General features: G+C 46.8%; 16 protein-coding genes and 1 riboswitch. Of the genes, 8 read left to right on the top strand and 8 right to left on the bottom strand.

Features of this window, described 5'->3' with window-relative positions:
* Nucleotides 1-158: 158 nt before the first annotated feature.
* Both HCZ42_RS20005 and fghA read left to right on the top strand, forming a co-directional pair.
* Nucleotides 159-1,307 (top strand): S-(hydroxymethyl)glutathione dehydrogenase/class III alcohol dehydrogenase, encoded by a 1,149-nt coding sequence (locus HCZ42_RS20005; RefSeq protein ID WP_167422476.1) that lies wholly within the window; start codon nucleotides 159-161, stop codon nucleotides 1,305-1,307.
* Between the two features lie 63 nt (nucleotides 1,308-1,370).
* Nucleotides 1,371-2,210 (top strand): S-formylglutathione hydrolase, encoded by an 840-nt coding sequence (fghA, locus tag HCZ42_RS20000; protein WP_167422463.1) that lies wholly within the window; start codon nucleotides 1,371-1,373, stop codon nucleotides 2,208-2,210.
* Between the two features lie 261 nt (nucleotides 2,211-2,471).
* On the opposite strand, the gene sthA is transcribed toward fghA, so the two are convergent.
* Nucleotides 2,472-3,902, bottom strand: a complete 1,431-nt coding sequence (sthA, locus tag HCZ42_RS19995; RefSeq protein WP_167422462.1) for a Si-specific NAD(P)(+) transhydrogenase — start codon at nucleotides 3,900-3,902, stop codon at nucleotides 2,472-2,474.
* Nucleotides 3,903-4,159: 257 nt separating this feature from the next.
* Between sthA and fabR the strand changes: the two genes are divergently transcribed.
* Together fabR and HCZ42_RS19985 are read left to right on the top strand one after the other, a co-directional pair.
* Nucleotides 4,160-4,801: an HTH-type transcriptional repressor FabR gene (gene fabR / locus HCZ42_RS19990; RefSeq protein ID WP_053410690.1), complete on the top strand. Its 642-nt coding sequence runs from the start codon at nucleotides 4,160-4,162 to the stop codon at nucleotides 4,799-4,801.
* Nucleotides 4,801-5,181: a YijD family membrane protein gene (locus HCZ42_RS19985; RefSeq protein WP_053410691.1), complete on the top strand. Its 381-nt coding sequence runs from the start codon at nucleotides 4,801-4,803 to the stop codon at nucleotides 5,179-5,181. The genes fabR and HCZ42_RS19985 overlap by 1 nt, the downstream gene beginning before the upstream one ends.
* Nucleotides 5,182-5,313: 132 nt before the next feature.
* Here the strand turns inward: HCZ42_RS19985 and HCZ42_RS19980 are convergent, their stop codons facing one another.
* The 5 genes from HCZ42_RS19980 to HCZ42_RS19960 all read right to left on the bottom strand — a co-directional run bounded on the left by HCZ42_RS19980 (nucleotide 5,314) and on the right by HCZ42_RS19960 (nucleotide 9,422).
* The gene (locus tag HCZ42_RS19980) at nucleotides 5,314-6,195 is read right to left on the bottom strand and encodes a DUF7916 family protein (RefSeq protein WP_167422461.1); all 882 of its coding nucleotides are present in this window, start codon (nucleotides 6,193-6,195) and stop codon (nucleotides 5,314-5,316) included.
* Complete coding sequence (locus HCZ42_RS19975) at nucleotides 6,176-6,538, bottom strand: PTS lactose/cellobiose transporter subunit IIA (protein ID WP_167422460.1); 363 nt, start codon at nucleotides 6,536-6,538, stop codon at nucleotides 6,176-6,178. Before HCZ42_RS19975 ends, HCZ42_RS19980 begins: the two co-directional genes overlap by 20 nt.
* Entirely contained in the window at nucleotides 6,538-7,875 is a 1,338-nt protein-coding gene (locus HCZ42_RS19970) for a PTS sugar transporter subunit IIC (protein WP_167422459.1), read from the bottom strand. Before HCZ42_RS19970 ends, HCZ42_RS19975 begins: the two co-directional genes overlap by 1 nt.
* A gap of 4 nt (nucleotides 7,876-7,879) precedes the next feature.
* Nucleotides 7,880-8,203 carry a PTS sugar transporter subunit IIB gene (locus tag HCZ42_RS19965; protein ID WP_053410695.1) on the bottom strand — a complete coding sequence of 108 codons (324 nt, stop codon included), beginning with the start codon at nucleotides 8,201-8,203 and terminating at the stop codon, nucleotides 7,880-7,882.
* Between the two features lie 217 nt (nucleotides 8,204-8,420).
* Nucleotides 8,421-9,422: a LacI family DNA-binding transcriptional regulator gene (locus HCZ42_RS19960; RefSeq protein ID WP_167422458.1), complete on the bottom strand. Its 1,002-nt coding sequence runs from the start codon at nucleotides 9,420-9,422 to the stop codon at nucleotides 8,421-8,423.
* 245 nt (nucleotides 9,423-9,667) lie between these two features.
* Between HCZ42_RS19960 and HCZ42_RS19955 the strand changes: the two genes are divergently transcribed.
* Nucleotides 9,668-10,069: a VOC family protein gene (locus tag HCZ42_RS19955; RefSeq protein ID WP_167422457.1), complete on the top strand. Its 402-nt coding sequence runs from the start codon at nucleotides 9,668-9,670 to the stop codon at nucleotides 10,067-10,069.
* Nucleotides 10,070-10,136: 67 nt separating this feature from the next.
* On the opposite strand, the gene trmA is transcribed toward HCZ42_RS19955, so the two are convergent.
* Complete coding sequence (gene trmA / locus HCZ42_RS19950) at nucleotides 10,137-11,246, bottom strand: tRNA (uridine(54)-C5)-methyltransferase TrmA (protein WP_167422456.1); 1,110 nt, start codon at nucleotides 11,244-11,246, stop codon at nucleotides 10,137-10,139.
* Between the two features lie 167 nt (nucleotides 11,247-11,413).
* A riboswitch (cobalamin riboswitch) is annotated at nucleotides 11,414-11,610 on the top strand.
* A 55-nt stretch (nucleotides 11,611-11,665) separates the two neighbouring features.
* Between trmA and HCZ42_RS19945 the strand changes: the two genes are divergently transcribed.
* Genes HCZ42_RS19945 through murI form a run of 3 tightly spaced genes read left to right on the top strand, consistent with a single transcriptional unit; the run spans nucleotide 11,666 to nucleotide 15,049 of the window.
* Nucleotides 11,666-13,498 carry a TonB-dependent receptor domain-containing protein gene (locus HCZ42_RS19945; protein WP_167422455.1) on the top strand — a complete coding sequence of 611 codons (1,833 nt, stop codon included), beginning with the start codon at nucleotides 11,666-11,668 and terminating at the stop codon, nucleotides 13,496-13,498.
* Between the two features lie 42 nt (nucleotides 13,499-13,540).
* Entirely contained in the window at nucleotides 13,541-14,221 is a 681-nt protein-coding gene (locus HCZ42_RS19940; protein ID WP_167422454.1) for an adenine nucleotide alpha hydrolase, read from the top strand.
* Nucleotides 14,222-14,257: 36 nt separating this feature from the next.
* Complete coding sequence (gene murI / locus HCZ42_RS19935) at nucleotides 14,258-15,049, top strand: glutamate racemase (protein WP_167422453.1); 792 nt, start codon at nucleotides 14,258-14,260, stop codon at nucleotides 15,047-15,049.
* Here murI and HCZ42_RS19930 read toward each other — a convergent pair.
* Nucleotides 15,015-15,464: an RNA recognition motif domain-containing protein gene (locus HCZ42_RS19930; RefSeq protein WP_167422452.1), complete on the bottom strand. Its 450-nt coding sequence runs from the start codon at nucleotides 15,462-15,464 to the stop codon at nucleotides 15,015-15,017. The two genes, murI and HCZ42_RS19930, sit on opposite strands and share 35 nt — an antisense overlap.
* Nucleotides 15,465-15,926: the final 462 nt, after the last annotated feature.

Here is a 15,926-nt window from a genome sequence, read left to right as displayed (position 1 = left end):
TTTGATGGGATTATCATCGATATGAAAGTGCCTAAAATGGATAACAACAAAACGACGCAGCGATGAGATTGATCGTCAGCTACGCTTATACCAACTTAGATACGGCGTGGACGAAAGCTTGCGTTGTATCTAACCCTACGTTTGAAAAGGAAAATCCAATGGCACTTGATATTAAACCAGGTCAAAAGTCGATTAAGTCTAAAGCGGCGGTTGCATGGGCGGCTGGCGAACCATTGAAAATGGAAGAAGTGGATGTCGAACTGCCGAAGAAAGGTGAAGTGTTAGTTCGCATCGTCGCGACGGGTGTTTGCCACACTGACGCATTCACTCTGTCTGGTGACGATCCAGAAGGCATCTTCCCGGCGATCCTTGGCCATGAAGGCGGTGGTATCGTTGAGATGGTTGGTGAAGGGGTGACTAGTGTGGAAGTGGGCGACCACGTTATCCCGCTTTACACCGCTGAATGTGGTGAGTGTAAATTCTGTAAGTCAGGTAAAACCAACCTGTGTCAGGCGGTACGTGAAACCCAAGGTAAAGGCCTAATGCCAGACGGTACTAGCCGTTTCTCTATCAACGGTGAAACGATTTACCACTACATGGGCTGTTCGACTTTCTCTGAGTACACGGTTCTGCCTGAAATCTCACTGGCGAAAGTGAATAAAGAAGCACCTCTAGAAGAAGTGTGTCTGCTGGGCTGTGGTGTCACTACCGGCATGGGCGCAGTACTGAACACCGCTAAAGTGGAAGAGGGCGCGACAGTTGCGATCTTCGGCCTAGGTGGTATTGGTCTGTCTGCGATTATTGGTGCACGCATGGCTGGCGCGAGCCGCATCATTGGTATCGATATCAACGAAAGCAAGTTCGATCTTGCGAAGCAACTTGGCGCGACTGACGTGATTAACCCACAGACATTCGACAAGCCAATCCAAGAAGTGATCGTCGATATGACCGACGGCGGTGTGGATTACTCGTTCGAGTGTATCGGTAACGTCAATGTGATGCGTCAGGCGCTCGAGTGTTGTCACAAAGGTTGGGGTGAGTCAGTCATCATCGGCGTGGCTGGTGCGGGTCAAGAGATCTCAACACGTCCATTCCAGTTGGTGACGGGTCGAGTTTGGCGTGGCAGCGCATTCGGTGGCGTGAAAGGACGTTCTGAGTTGCCTGAGATTGTGAATCGCTACATGGCGGGCGAGTTTGGCCTGCAAGAGTTTATTACTCACACCATGGGCTTGGAAGACGTTAACAAAGCGTTTGACCTAATGCACGAAGGTAAGAGTATTCGCTCTGTTGTTCACATGGATAAGTAATTCGTTTTGGCTCTCGTAATGGGAGCCAAAACTTGCTTTGATACTTTTCTTTGAGGACAAACCATGACGATTGAAAACGTTAGCCAAGCCAAAGTCTTTGGCGGTTGGCATAAGCAATATACTCACGACTCTGCGGTACTCAACTGCTCAATGCGTTTTGCCATTTTTTTACCGCCAAACGCAACCAAGTCTAACCCTGTACCAGTGCTGTATTGGCTGTCAGGGTTAACCTGCAGCGATGAAAACTTCATGCAGAAAGCGGGAGCATTTCGCAAAGCGGCAGAATTGGGTATCGCGATTGTCGCACCAGATACCAGCCCTCGTGGCGATGATGTGGCCGACGATGAAGGCTACGATTTAGGTAAGGGAGCAGGCTTTTATCTCAATGCAACGCAGCAACCGTGGTCGCGTCACTACCATATGTACGACTATGTGACGCAGGAATTACCAGCACTGATTGAAGCGAACTTCCCGGTTTCAGATCACAAATCGGTTTCTGGCCACAGCATGGGTGGACACGGTGCATTGACTATTGGTCTGAAAAATTCAGCGGCGTATCGCTCAATCTCGGCGTTCAGCCCGATTTGTAACCCAATGCAGTGTCCTTGGGGACAAAAAGCGTTTAACGCTTATTTGGGCAATGACTTCACCACGTGGCAGCAGTACGACGCGAGTGAACTACTCAAGCATGCCAAGGCTGGCTTGCCGATCTTGGTCGACCAAGGTGATGCCGATGGATTCTTAGTCGAGCAACTGAAGCCCGAAGCGTTACTCGCCGCGGCGCAAGTGCACGGCTCGGACGTGAAACTGAGAATGCAGCCGGGTTACGACCATAGCTACTTCTTCATTTCGAGCTTTATTGATGAGCACTTAGCGTTTCACGCCAAGCATCTAAATAAATAACCTGAACTTGGGATAACCTAAGCCTCTCAGTACCGCTCTTTTAGCGCCTAACGTCGTTAAAATCAACGCAATAGACCAGCTATTGACTTATGATTTTGCCTAGTTATGCATCTAAAATAGCAGCACTGAGTTACTAGAAAATATCTGTATTTTAAAATCAAAGAGTTATAGTCTTTCTGATCCCGAGTTCAGGTTAAATAACGTTGAAAGAAACGAAAAAACCGCAGCTTCGTAGCTGCGGTTTTTTTATTGGGTTGCTGTTCAGAACAAGCGGTTTAACCCATTCAACGCCGCGACGCGATACGCTTCAGCCATGGTTGGGTAGTTAAACGTGGTATTGACGAAATATTCAATCGTATTCGCTTCGCCTTTTTGTTCCATAATCGCCTGACCGATGTGGATTATTTCTGCGGCACGCTCACCAAAACAGTGAATACCGAGGATCTCTTTGGTCTCGCGATGGAACAGAATCTTCAAACTGCCGATATCTTTACCTGCAATCTGCGCGCGTGCCAAGTGTTTGAACGACGAGCGTCCGACTTCGTACGGTACTTTTGCCGCAGTCAGTTCCTGTTCGGTCTTACCAACAGAGCTGATTTCCGGAATGGTGTAGATACCCGTTGGGATATCCTCGATTAAGCGACCATCGGCCTGACCTTTGGTGATCGCCTGAGCAACAAAACGGCCTTGGTCATACGCCGCGCTTGCAAGGCTTGGGTAACCAATCACGTCACCAACAGCGTAGACGTGCTCGACTTCTGTTTGGTAGTTACCGTCAACTTTTAGTTGGCCACGAGAGTCACTTTCTAAGCCCACCGCTGATAAGTTGAGTTTGTCTGTGTTACCTGTACGACCGTTGGCATACAGCAGGCAATCGGCTTTCATCTTCTTGCCCGATTGCAAGTGGACGATCACGCCGTCATCGGTACCTTCAATTTTTTCGTAGGTTTCATCGTTGCGAATCACTACACCACTGTTCCAGAAGTGGTAAGAAAGTGCGTCAGACACTTCGTTATCCAAGAAAGACAGTAGACGGTCACGGGTGTTGATTAAGTCAGTTTTCACCCCTAAACCGCGGAAGATAGACGCGTATTCACAACCGATCACACCGGCACCGTAGATGATGATGTGGCGCGGGTCGTGCTTGAGGCTAAGAATCGAATCACTGTCGTAGATACGCTCGTGAAGGAAGTCGACGTCACTCGGCTGATACGGGCGTGAACCTGTGGCAATAACAAAGCGGTCAGCGCTGTACAACTCATCTGTACCGTCACTTTGCGTCACAGCGATAGTGTACTTATCAGTAAAACGCGCGGTACCGAATATCATACTGCAGTGGTTACGGTCGTAGAATCCTTGACGCAGACGAGTCTGTTTATCGATGACCGTTTTTGCGTGCCCGAGGATGTTCGAGAAAGTGGAATGGATGCTGGTGTTGTTATTGCAGAAAAGTGGGTTGCTGTTGAATTCGATAATACGACTCACCGCGTGACGTAGTGACTTGGATGGAATGGTTCCCCAGTGAGTACAACCACCACCGACACTACTTTCTTTTTCCACAATGGCGACGTTTAGACCGGCTTTGGTTAATCCCATTGCAGCCCCTTCACCTCCGGGACCACTACCAATAACGATTACATCAAAGTGGTTACTCTCCGCCATAGTTCTATCCTTGTTATATAGTCTTAACATTGCTTTAGCGAGATTTTAACTGATTCGCGAGGGTGGTAAATGGAAACCACACTAGAGAGTCGAGCGGATCACGCAGAATCGTCTAAATGTAATGAAGGGTATGCTGTGTGTCTCTAATTAAGGGCGAAAAGATTGAAAATTGCTACTAACTAAGTTTAATTGCTTCTCGGTAGTCACAGTCGGAGATTTTTAGGTTATTTACCTAAGACAATCGTTGTATATTAGTGGCTATCGAGACAAGAAGTAGAACCGTTGATATGAAACCCATGGGAATCCGTGCACAGCAGAAAGAGAAGACACGTCGCTCTTTGATTGACGCTGCATTTAGCCAATTGAGCGCTGACAGAAGCTTCTCTAACCTCAGTTTACGAGAAGTGGCTCGTGAAGCCGGGATTGCGCCAACATCCTTTTATCGTCACTTTAAAGACATGGATGAACTAGGCTTAACCATGGTAGATGAAGGCGGTTTACTCCTTCGTCAGTTGATGCGTCAGGCTCGACAGCGCATTGTCAAAGAAGGCAGTGTGATTCGGACTTCGGTTGAAACTTTTATGGAATTCATCGAAAGTAGTCCTAACGTATTTCGATTGTTGCTCCGCGAACGCTCAGGCACTTCGGCCGAGTTTCGTGCCGCGGTCGCGAGAGAAATTCAACACTTCGCAGCGGAATTGACCGAGTATTTGATCGGCACAGGGATGACACGTGAAGAAGCGTTTATACAAGCAGAAGCCTCTGTCACTCTGGTCTTCAGCTCTGGTGCAGAAGCCTTAGACTTAGAAACACGCGCGCGCGATGAACTCGCCGAGCGTCTAATATTGCAATTGCGAGTGATAGCCAAAGGGGCTTATTGGTATCGCAAAGAACGTGAACGTAACCGATTAAAAGGTGGGATAGATTAATGTCGAACGAAACAAACCAAGTTGATCGTGGTTCTGAGACAAAAACATTAGTTCTGGCTGTAATAGCTGGTATGTGTGGCGACGCAATGCTGTCGTGGCTAACTATGAGCGAAGTTTCTTTCTCAATTTTTCCACTTATTGCTTTAGTGCTTTCTGTACAGGCACTTTATCAAGAGTATTTAAGTAAACCTGTATCAGAGGATATCCCTCTAGTGGGCCTAGCGTGCTTCTTTGTTGGCGCATTTGGCCATTCAGCCTTCATCAAAGCTCAGCACCCTGGTGCTGGCTCAAACATGCTGGCGATCTTTATTACCTTAGGTCTGCTACTTTGGGTGGCGAAAAAGCTTGGTTTTATGGAGCGTCAGTCAAAAGCTGAGTAATCGGTTTGAATCGAATTTAAAAAGTCCGGCACATTGCCGGACTTTTTGTTTTGGGGTCATGTGGTTCGCAGAAAACGAAAAAAGGGCGCCAACTTCCGTTACACGCCCAAACTAGCCAAGTTGAGTTGTTATTTAACGGCGATTTGCCATGCGTTTGTATTGATGCCTGCGACCACGCAACGTGATGCCGAGATGAAGGATGTTCTCTGGTGGAGCGATGCCACTGTAGCCTCCGTCACCGATGTGAACAATATCTGCGCCCGCTGCTTTGGACGCTATCGCGACTTGCTCAATATAGGACTCGGTCGCACCTTCTTGTGACGTTCCGATTGCCAACATACCCAACATGCCACTGCTGTGCACCGCAGCCATCATCTCTTTGGCAAGTTGTGGATCTACGCCCGGCGTAGTGTACGGTGCAGGGAACATCATGATGTCAGCCCCCGCTTCTGCAAACGCTGGTACGATCGACAAGTTGTAGTCATTCCCAACGCCGCCAGCGTGCATCTTGCCTGCGACGATAATGATCTCTTGCGAAACACTGCGTACCAAAGAGATTGCGTCGAGTATCGTTTCTTGGGTAACGCAGTTGCCAGGATTGCCCGTGAGCATCACGTAATCCAAACCGAGCTCGATCGCTTTCTCGACGGTTTGCGTTGTCACTGTGCGCCCAATATCGATATGTTGCACATCGGCGGGAACCGGTTCGAGATTACAGCCAATCAAGCGTCCGGTCGCCTCTTTGACTTGTGCAATCGACATTGATGCTTCAGGGTCTTCAGACAAGACACGAATTTTAGGTGACATGACATCCAAACAGTTAAGCGTGATCATGTCCGCGCCAAAGGCCGCAGCGATATCAGCGCCGGAAACTACGTCAATCGGTGGCGTTATCGCAACCACATTTTCAACCATCAGCGTACGACCTTCAGACAAGCGGATACTGTCTACGATTTGCTGACGATTCGCGTGGCGAAAGTCTTCTGAGGTGTAATCAAATATGCGCTTTTTCACGGTCGAGTACCTTCTGTAATTTTTGATGAATCTCGTTGATCTCTTCTGCCATTTCGCGGCACAGCATGGTGGTCATGATGTGGTCTTGAATATGGGTCAGGATAAGGGTCATGGTGACTTTCCCTTCGCCTTGATCGAAGCCTATCAATGAGGTTTGCGACTTGTGCACGGCGACTAAGGCTTCGTCACCTGTTTTCATTAGAGCTTGGGCGTGTTCAAACTCACCGCGTCGTGCTGCTCGCATCGCATCCATAAACGCGGCCCGAGCTTCGCCAACCTGGCAAAGTAACGTCATCAGAAACTCTTCACTGATATCGGCACTTGAGTTGATTTCGAACGTCATTACGCGACTCCTTGTTCTAAGGTTTTACCTTTATTGCGTTGGTTTTCGGCGGTTGCCTGAGCTTTTTCTTCCGCGAGTAGTTGTTTCTCATGCACTTTGAGGAACGGGTAGAACACCATTGCACTGATACAGACACTGCTGAGCACGACGAGCGCGGCGGTTCCTGAGTTGGTTGCAATGATGGCGCCAATAGGGGCTGGCATTGTCCAAGGGGGAATGGCAATGATTTTTGCGACAAAGCCAGTTTTGAATGCCAGCCAAACTATAGATGTGTTGATGGTTGGAGCGAGTAACCAAGGAATAAAGTAGATCGGATTCATGACGATTGGCGTACCGAAGATAACTGGCTCGTTGATATTGAACGTGCCTGGAATGATCGACATCTTACCGATGGTTTTTAGTTGCGTTGCTTTCGAGCGCATCATCAGAACCACTAAGCCCCATGTACCGCCAGCGCCACCGACAAAGATGAAGAAGTCCATCACTGGGTTGATGAAAATCGCAGGGAGTGGCTCACCTGCCGCCAAAGCGTCTTGGTTCATGCCTAGGTTAATAAGCAGCATTGGACCAATGATACCTCCGACAACGGAACCGCCATGAATGCCGCTAAACCAGAGGATTTGCACAATCAACACCGCGATAAGACAGGCGATAAAACTGTCTGACGCGACGACTAAAGGTTGGAAGAGCATCATGATCGCGCTTGGGATTTGTAGGTCGTAGCCTGCTAGTGTCACGTTGATGGTCATTACGATGACGGAAACAAAAACGATCGGGATCAGCAAGTCAAATGAAGCAGAAATTTTAGGCGGGACTGCTTCAGGCATTTTGATGCGCACGTTGTATTTGATCAGCAAACGCTGCATTTCTGGAACCAATAAACCACAGAGAATCGCGGTGAAAGCGCCTGTCCCGCCGAGAAAAGCGCCGGGTAGTGCACTGCCAATGTCGGTTGAGGCCATCGGTGCGACCGCGAGGAGAAAGGCGAACATCGAGAGCATACCAGTGTTCATCGCTCTGAGTTTGTATGACTCAGCGAGGCTAAAGCCGATACCAAACGCCGCGTAAAGGGCGAAGATTCCCATACTGAGTTGGAAAGGGGCCATGATGTTATCTTTGCCAATCATGTTGATGAGTGCGTGCCATCCATCAAAAAACGCATTGCCTTCTGAGGGTGGAAACGCCAGCACCAACAACAGAGAACCGACGATCAGAAACGGCATGGTCGAGACAAATCCATCTTTGATAGCGTTGACATGACGCTGAGCGGAAATCTTGCCAGCAAAAGGGGCGACGTAGTTTTCGACGAAGCCCAACACTTTATCGAATAATGCCATGTTGTTAGGCCTCCATACCGAGATGAGATTGGTACAACTCAATCGCTTGGTCGAGAACAACATCGCCTTTCAACATGCCGTAACTCATCATGTCGATCAGGCCACAGCCTTTACCGAGTTCGTTGGCGCGTTGCTTGAACTCTTCGTACTTAAACTTCACTTGTGGTGCGACAAGACAGACGTCACTTTGCACAATGCACTCTTCAAACTCCGCAACCGAGTGAGCGGAAATCGTACACTCGATGCCTTTCTCTTTTGCAGCGTGTTCCATTTTATTGACCAACATGCTTGTCGACATGCCAGCAGCACAGCATAGAAAAATTCTCATGGTTATTCTCTCAATGTTAATCAGACAACATTGACTATAGATAAAAGTGAAACCGGTTTCTGTAACCGGTTTCACTTATGCATGTTAAGTCACATGAGGAGGGTGTTTTTTAAACAATCGTGTTAAGTGTGTCGAAAGTTTGCACAATGAAAAGTGAATTGAATGATCTAGAGGAAATGGCGTTACTCGCCACGAAGATCGTGGCGAGGGGGCGGCATTAAGCGATGTTTTGTGTGGAGTGTCGGATGATAAGCTGGCCTTGAATCATTTCTGATGCTGGAGAGGTTTGACTCTCTGCAAGACTCTGTGCGACTTCCATCGCTCGTTCCATCATCGATTGGATCGGAATATCTACTGTGGTTAACGAAGGCGTGATAAATGGGCTGCATGGGTCGTTGTCTATACCGATGACTGAGATTTGTTGCGGCACTGCAATTCCATGCTCAGTCAGGGCTTTGATACAACCGATAGCGATGTCATCGGCACCTGCGACGATTGCGGTGCAGTTGAGTCCTTTGGCAATCAATTCTTGAGTGGCTTCATAACCCTCAATAAAACCAAATGCGCACGGCTGGTGGGCAATGTTGCCGAGTAATTCAGGGTGCTTTTCTGCGGTGCGATAAAAACCGTCTTTGCGCGAGGTTGAGGTTGGGGTCGTCGCTTCTGGACCTAAATACAGTAAATGCTGGTGGCCTTGTTCAACCAAATGTTCCACGGCCATTGAGATTGCGTGCTGTTGGTCGAAGGCAATCGAATAGCCCGCTTCGGGTGGTAACTGACGCCCTACATTGATCAGCGGGATATCAATCGAGTGGTTGAGCGCAATCACTTGTTCCGACGTTAACATGCGGCTGTACAGCACAATCACATCACAACGCTTTTCTACTAAGGAGTGAACGGCTGCAAGTTCTTGTTCAGCCAAGTTGTGTCCGTCGGCAATCAACAGCTGTTTGCCCATTTTCTCTGAGCTAACCGAAGCCTGCTTTAGCAAGATACCAAAGTAGCTACCGGTAAAGTCAGACAAAACTAAACCGACGCTATTGCCGCTTTTGGTCGCAAGTGCTTGAGCTACCGAGCTTGGTTTGTATTTGAGGTCTTTCATGACCGATTCGACTAAATCTCGGGTACTCTGTTTAACCGGTCCAGTGCCATTGATCACTCGGGACACCGTTGCCTTAGAGACGCCTGCAATACGCGATACATCTGAGATTGTTGCCATTAGTACCTCTTAAAGACTCAACCACATGGCACAACAAATGTGAGTAAGGTAGGGAGATTTCACGCTAACGTTGGCCGTTTTGAAAGCTAAAATGAAGATACCAGAAATCACCATGAATGAAAGAAATGCCGTGGTTTAGAGGCTAAGATCAAGAAATGCCTCAATTATTTGCTTAAATCTCGCCGATTTATAAAGCCAGTCAAGGGCTATACTGTTGACAGACTGGGGGAATGGAAGGAGGAACAATGATAGTCGTACAGTCGATTGATCACGTGGTATTGAGAACGACCGACCTTAGCGCTATGCTGCATTTTTATCAGCAGATACTCGGGTGTCCAATTGAAAGGACATTGCCAGATTTAGGCTTAACCCAGTTAAGGGCAGGTGAGTCGATCATCGATCTGGTGGTGGTCGATAGTGAATTAGGGCAACTCGGTGGTAAAGCACCACGACAAGATGGGCGTAATCTCGATCACTTTTGCCTACAAATTGCGGCGTTTAATGAACAAGAGTTGGTAGATTACTTGCGCCAGCACGATATTGAAGTGACAGAATTTGCCGAGCGCTATGGCGCACAAGGATTTGGGCGCTCTGCTTATATCGAAGATCCCGAAGGTAACGTGGTGGAACTGAAACCACGAATATGAAGTAGCAGCTTTCACCACGCAATAAAAAAGCGCCCGTGATGAGCGCTTTAACAATTCGAAGCTTGGATTACGCTTTGCGTTCCAGCATCACACCTGCTTCCATATGGTGGGTAAACGGAAATTGGTCAAACAGAGCAAAGCGAGTCACGTTGTGAGTCTCACACAACACGTCTAGGTTTTCTTTTAGTGTCTCTGGGTTACAAGAAATGTAAAGAATACGCTCATAACCTTGAACCATTTTACACGTATCGATATCCATGCCCGCGCGTGGTGGATCGACAAAAATCGTATTGCAGTTGTAGCTCTTCAAATCAACGCCGGCATCTTTAAGGCGGCGGAACTCGCGCTTGCCTTCAATCGCTTGGGTGAATTCTTCCGCGGATAGACGCAGGATCTGTACATTATCGATCTTATTCGCCGCAATATTGTATTGTGCCGACTCTACCGATGGTTTTGCCAATTCAGTCGCGAGGACGCGGTCAAAGTTTTGTGCTAGTGCCAGAGAGAAGTTACCGTTGCCACAGTAAAGCTCTAGCAGGTCGCCTTTGCTGTCTTGAGTGCAGTCAACCGCCCATTCCAGCATTTTTTCCGCCACTTTGCCGTTGGGTTGAGTGAAGCTGTTTTCGACTTGCTGGTAGATGTACGACTGGCCATTAACATCAAGCTTTTCGATCACATAGTCACGGTCTAGAACAATCTTCATCTTACGCGCACGGCCAATGATGTTGAGGTTAAATCCTTCGTCATTCAGGCGTTGTTTTAGTGCCTTAGCGTTTTCAGTCCACTCTTCATCCAACTGGCGATGGTAAAGCAGCGACACTAAGATCTCACCGCTCAGCGTTGACAGAAAATCGACTTGGAACAGTTTACGACGCAGCGATTCATTGTCTTTCATCGCATCGACAAGCAGTGGCATTAAATCATTGATTAAACGGCTAGCCGCAGGAAACTGGTCTACACGGTACTTTTCACGCGTTTCTTGGTTGAACATGATGTAGTAAAGCTCTTCACCTTCATGCCAAACGCGAAACTCTGCGCGCATACGGTAATGCTGCTCTGGAGATTCAAACACTTCCAACTCTGGCACATTGTACTGAGTGAACATCTCGTTAAGACGCTCGACTTTCTCTGCCAGTTGTTCTTGGTAGCGTTGTGGATTTACATCAAGAGTCGCCATGATTATTACCTTTGGGTTATTGCCTGTGCGTAGCGCGTTTTATTTAAGAGCGCAGATTTTATTCAATCCCCGCCTGATGTCCAGTCTTGCATGGAATTCACCCTGTTACCCGCTGTAAAAACGATAGCTTATAACAATCTAAACTAGACAAACTATCAATAGCTTAATAGTATCTGCCACAAGCTGGTGCTATCTAGAAGTATAGATGGCTGAAAAGGGAATCCGGTGTGAATCCGGAACTGACGCGCAGCGGTAAAAGAGAACAAACGCCCATTTGACACTGTATTTCGGAAAAATGCGGGAAGTCGGGTTAGTAGGTTAACAGCTCTTGAGTCCGAATACCTGCCAGCAACCGAGTATTAATCACTGGAAGCTCTCGCTTCAAACTCGGTAGGATTTACGCGATTTAGGACAACAAAATGAACCGATCTATTTTAGCGATTGCCGTGGCGTCGCTGCTTCCTTCTACCTATTCTTTAGCCCAAGAAGTTTCTGTTGATGAAACTGTGGTGGTAACTGCTAACCGTTTTGAGCAAAGCCAGCAGTCCGTACTAGCGTCGACTAGTGTTATTACTCGTGAAGACATTGAAGTTAGTCAGGCTACGACAGCGTTAGACCTTCTAAAGACACTTCCTGGGGTTACTATCAACTCTCAAGGCAGTAAAGGTAATGTCACGGGAATTTATATCCGTGGTACTGCTAGCAAACATACATTAGTTATTGTTGATGGCGTTCGTATTAATTCTCCAACAGCAGGAGAGGCATCTATTGGGCTGCTCCCTGCCTTTGCAATTGAGAAAATCGAAGTTATCCGCGGCCCTCGTGCAGCGGTATACGGCTCTGATGCAATGGGAGGCGTTATCAGTATCTCGACTACGGGCGCAGCAAATACCCATGAGTTGTTATTAGGTTATGGTGACCAAGGTCAGAATCAACAAGGCTGGAAGTCGAGTGGACAACTATCTGAAGCGACCAAAGGTTCGTTTATATTTAACCGTGAACAAAGTGATGGCTACCGTATTTATGAAGGTGCGCCAAAAGATGAAACACATGGTTATGATAGCCAAACCGTATTCGGCAACTTGGAACATCAGCTAACAGAGAATTGGAGCTTGGCTTTTGCGGGTTATAGTAGAGACTCTGAAGTTGAGTATGCCGATCAATATGTTGTTGATGGACCAAGCAAGCAAACGGACGGTGAGTTTTATAGCTTAACTGGTAAGGTTCGATACTTGCGAGATGAGTTTGCTTCTGAACTACAAATCGGTAGTAGTAAGGATCATAGTGAAGATGGTGATGCCGCAGGAAAAATTGCAAAGTCGACGCTAACTGGAGAACGTCAGTCAGTAACTTGGCTGAATACTTACACAGGTCTCAATAATATTGTTTTGAATGCAGGCCTTGATTACTCCAAAGAAGAAGCAAAACGTGGCGGTACTAATACTCAGGATTATGATAAATCGGATAAAAATAACCGCGCGGCGTTTCTAACCGCATTAGGTGAATTTGGCGACTTAACCGCTGAAGCGAGTGTACGTCGTGATGATGACAGCGTGTTTGGTGGTTATAACACGTGGAATGTTGCTGTTGGGTATTTTCTATTTGACCAATTTCAGCTAGTTGCTTCTTCGGGAACAGCGTTTAATGCGCCGACGTTTAATGATTTGTACTGGCCTCAAAGTGGGAATCCTGATTTGGACCCAGAAGAGTCACGTTCAACTGAAGTCGGTGTGTATGGGTACCATGACTTGTTTGACTGGAGTTTGGTGGCGTACCGTTCTAAGTTCGACAATTTGATCGCATGGGCACCAAACAGTTCTGGACAATGGGTGCCCCAGAATGTCAATAAAGCTGAGATGAAAGGTATCGAGCTAGCTGTTGATTTCTCTACAGGACCTATTGATCACAAACTGGGTGCTGAGTGGTTGGATGCAGTAGATGAGGAAACCAAAGAAGATCTTATCCGTCGTCCGGAGCACAAGTTCAGTTGGAGCCCGACAATCAGTGTAGACAAAGTTGATGCTTCTTTGACTGTTTTGCATACAGGTGAGCGACCTGAATCGAATGGTGAATATTTGCCGTCCTATACAACGGTTGATTTAGGCTTGGGTGTTAGAGCAACAGAGCAACTAAAGCTAGGGCTAAGAGTTAACAACCTTCTTGATGAAGAGTACCAAACTGCAGCTAGCGGTACTCTTGACTACATAGGTGCTGAACGCAATTTACTAGCAACATTAAACTACCAATTCTAATCGCCTTAAACCGCCTTCGGGCGGTTTTACTTTCTAAAGACTATGAAAAAGAACGTCATTATCAGTTGGTCGAGTGGCAAAGACTCGACGCTTACCCTCGAAAGACTAGTAGAAAGCGATGAGTACCATGTCGTAGGGCTTTACACGACTTTTGTTAAAGATGAAGTGCCCTTTCAAGCGACGCCGATTAAGGTTTTGGAACTTCAAGCGCAATTACTTGATCTCCCACTTATCAAAATCGAGCTGCCTGCTGTTTTCCCGAGTAACGAGGTGTACCAATCTTCGATCGTCAATACACTCAAACAAAGTGGCTTGAAGGTTGATGCTGTCGCGTTCGGCGACATGTTTTGCAACGGTATCGCAGACTACCGCCGTAGTTACATCGAACCCGCAGGTTGGGAGTGCGTTTTTCCGTTAATGGGACAAGATAGCCAAGTGTTAGCGCAAGAAATCATTCAACGCGGGATTAAAACGCTGGTGGTAACCGTGGATGGCGACGCATTAACTCAAGACTACTGCGGTCGTTGGTATGACCAAGCATTTATTGATAGCTTGCCAGAATCGGTAGACCCGTGTGGCGAACATGGCGAATTTCATACCCTAGTGACGCAAACTGCCAGCTTCAAAGGTTCGATTGAATTACAACTTACTGATATAGAACAAGGAGAACGCTTCTCTTATCAACGTTACACTGCGAAGAGATTGCCAAAGCTCGTGTTCTGAGTATGATTGCCACATCGAGTTAAGTGGGTTTTTCAAGTGTCACAAACAGCTAACGTTCTAATTTTCGATTCTGGTGTTGGTGGTCTATCTGTCTATAAAGAGATAGTCGCCAAGCTTCCACAGCTCAACTACACCTATATTTTCGATAATGAAGCGTACCCGTATGGTGAGCTTGACCATGACACACTGATCCGTCGAGTAGAGGCGATCATCACACGCCTAGTCGCACAGCATCAAATCGATATCGTTGTCATTGCTTGCAATACTGCCAGTACTATCGTCTTACCGACACTCAGAGCCAACCTTACCATTCCAGTGGTGGGCGTGGTGCCAGCTATCAAGCCTGCCTCAAATCTGGCGAATAAAGCGGTGGGGTTAATCGCGACTCCTGCGACTATCACGCGCGAATACACCCATGACCTCGTGCGTAGCTTTTCTCAAAGTAAACCAGTAGAGATGTTGGGCTCGACACGCCTAGTCGATATGGCGGAAGAAAAGCTTCGAGGCAATGCAATAGACATCTCAGAACTAAGTGAAGTATTAAAGCCCGTCGCTCATCATATTGATGTCGCTGTGTTGGGTTGCACTCATTTCCCGCTAATTAAAGAAGAGATTCAAAGTGTACTCGGTGAAGAGGTTATATTAGTCGACTCTGGAGAGGCCATTGCTCGTCGAGTGCAAGGGTTACTTGAGATAGAAGATAAGATTGCAGAGTTAGGGAGAAGAGAAATCTTTGCAACGGCTCCCCCATGGGAAGAGGGAGCGTTGAATAAGGCACTTAACGAATTAGGTTTTAGTCCTGTTCAGCATTTTCCTCTGACGATTTAGGATCGTTAGCAATACGAACCTTTAATGTTCTCTGCATATACTCGTGTTCATTGAGCGCATCAATTGTTGCTTTTGCATCAGTGGCAGCCACCACTACAAAACCAAACCCTCTTCTTTTACCTGTACGTTTGTCTTTCATTAGTCGGACGGCAAATACTTCGCCGTGTTGAGAAAACAGTTCCTTAACGTTCGACTCATTAGCTTTATATGGAAGGTTACCAACATATAAAGTCTTAGTAGATTGGTCCGTTGGTTGATCTTTAATTGAAGTGGTGTTCGAAAATTGGATAACTAAAGCGCAAGTAAAAACACCAATAATAAAAGTAATAGCTGGATGGATTAGAACCTGAGAGAAAAGGATCCCGCCTACTACCGCTAAGGCGATAACCATAAAGGTCGATTTATTCGAATTCATATTGGAATACAACTTTTTTAGTTCGCAAAAAGGTAACGTCTACTTGTTAACAAAATAGACACAGAGATATTACGTATATGGTTGTTGTTTTTCCAACGTATTGATGTGACATGACTCAAATGTTGAAATTTTATTCTATTTTCAGCATTTTGATTTCTTTTTAACCAAACAGAAAATAAATTCAAAAAAAGACTTGTCATACTTTGAGACCTCCCTATAATGCCGCCTCACCGACACGGAGTGAGACGGAAGTCACAACTCGAATCGGTTGAGAGAGAAAAAGAAAGTTGAAAAAACTTCTTGACTCTCAAAGCGGGAAGCGTAAGATACGCACCCCTAACGACGCAGCATTCAATGCTGAGTGAGTTAGAAAAAGCTCTTTAAAAATATAGACCTATCAATCTGTGTGGGCACTCGTTGATGATAATCCAATTCGAAACTTCGGTTTCAAATTAGGTTTCA

The sequence above is a fragment of the Vibrio hepatarius genome (assembly GCF_011806575.1).
Taxonomy (GTDB): Bacteria; Pseudomonadota; Gammaproteobacteria; order Enterobacterales; family Vibrionaceae; genus Vibrio; species Vibrio hepatarius_A.
Note: the sequence above shows the minus strand (reverse complement) of the source record. Positions and strands in the feature narration are given on the sequence as shown.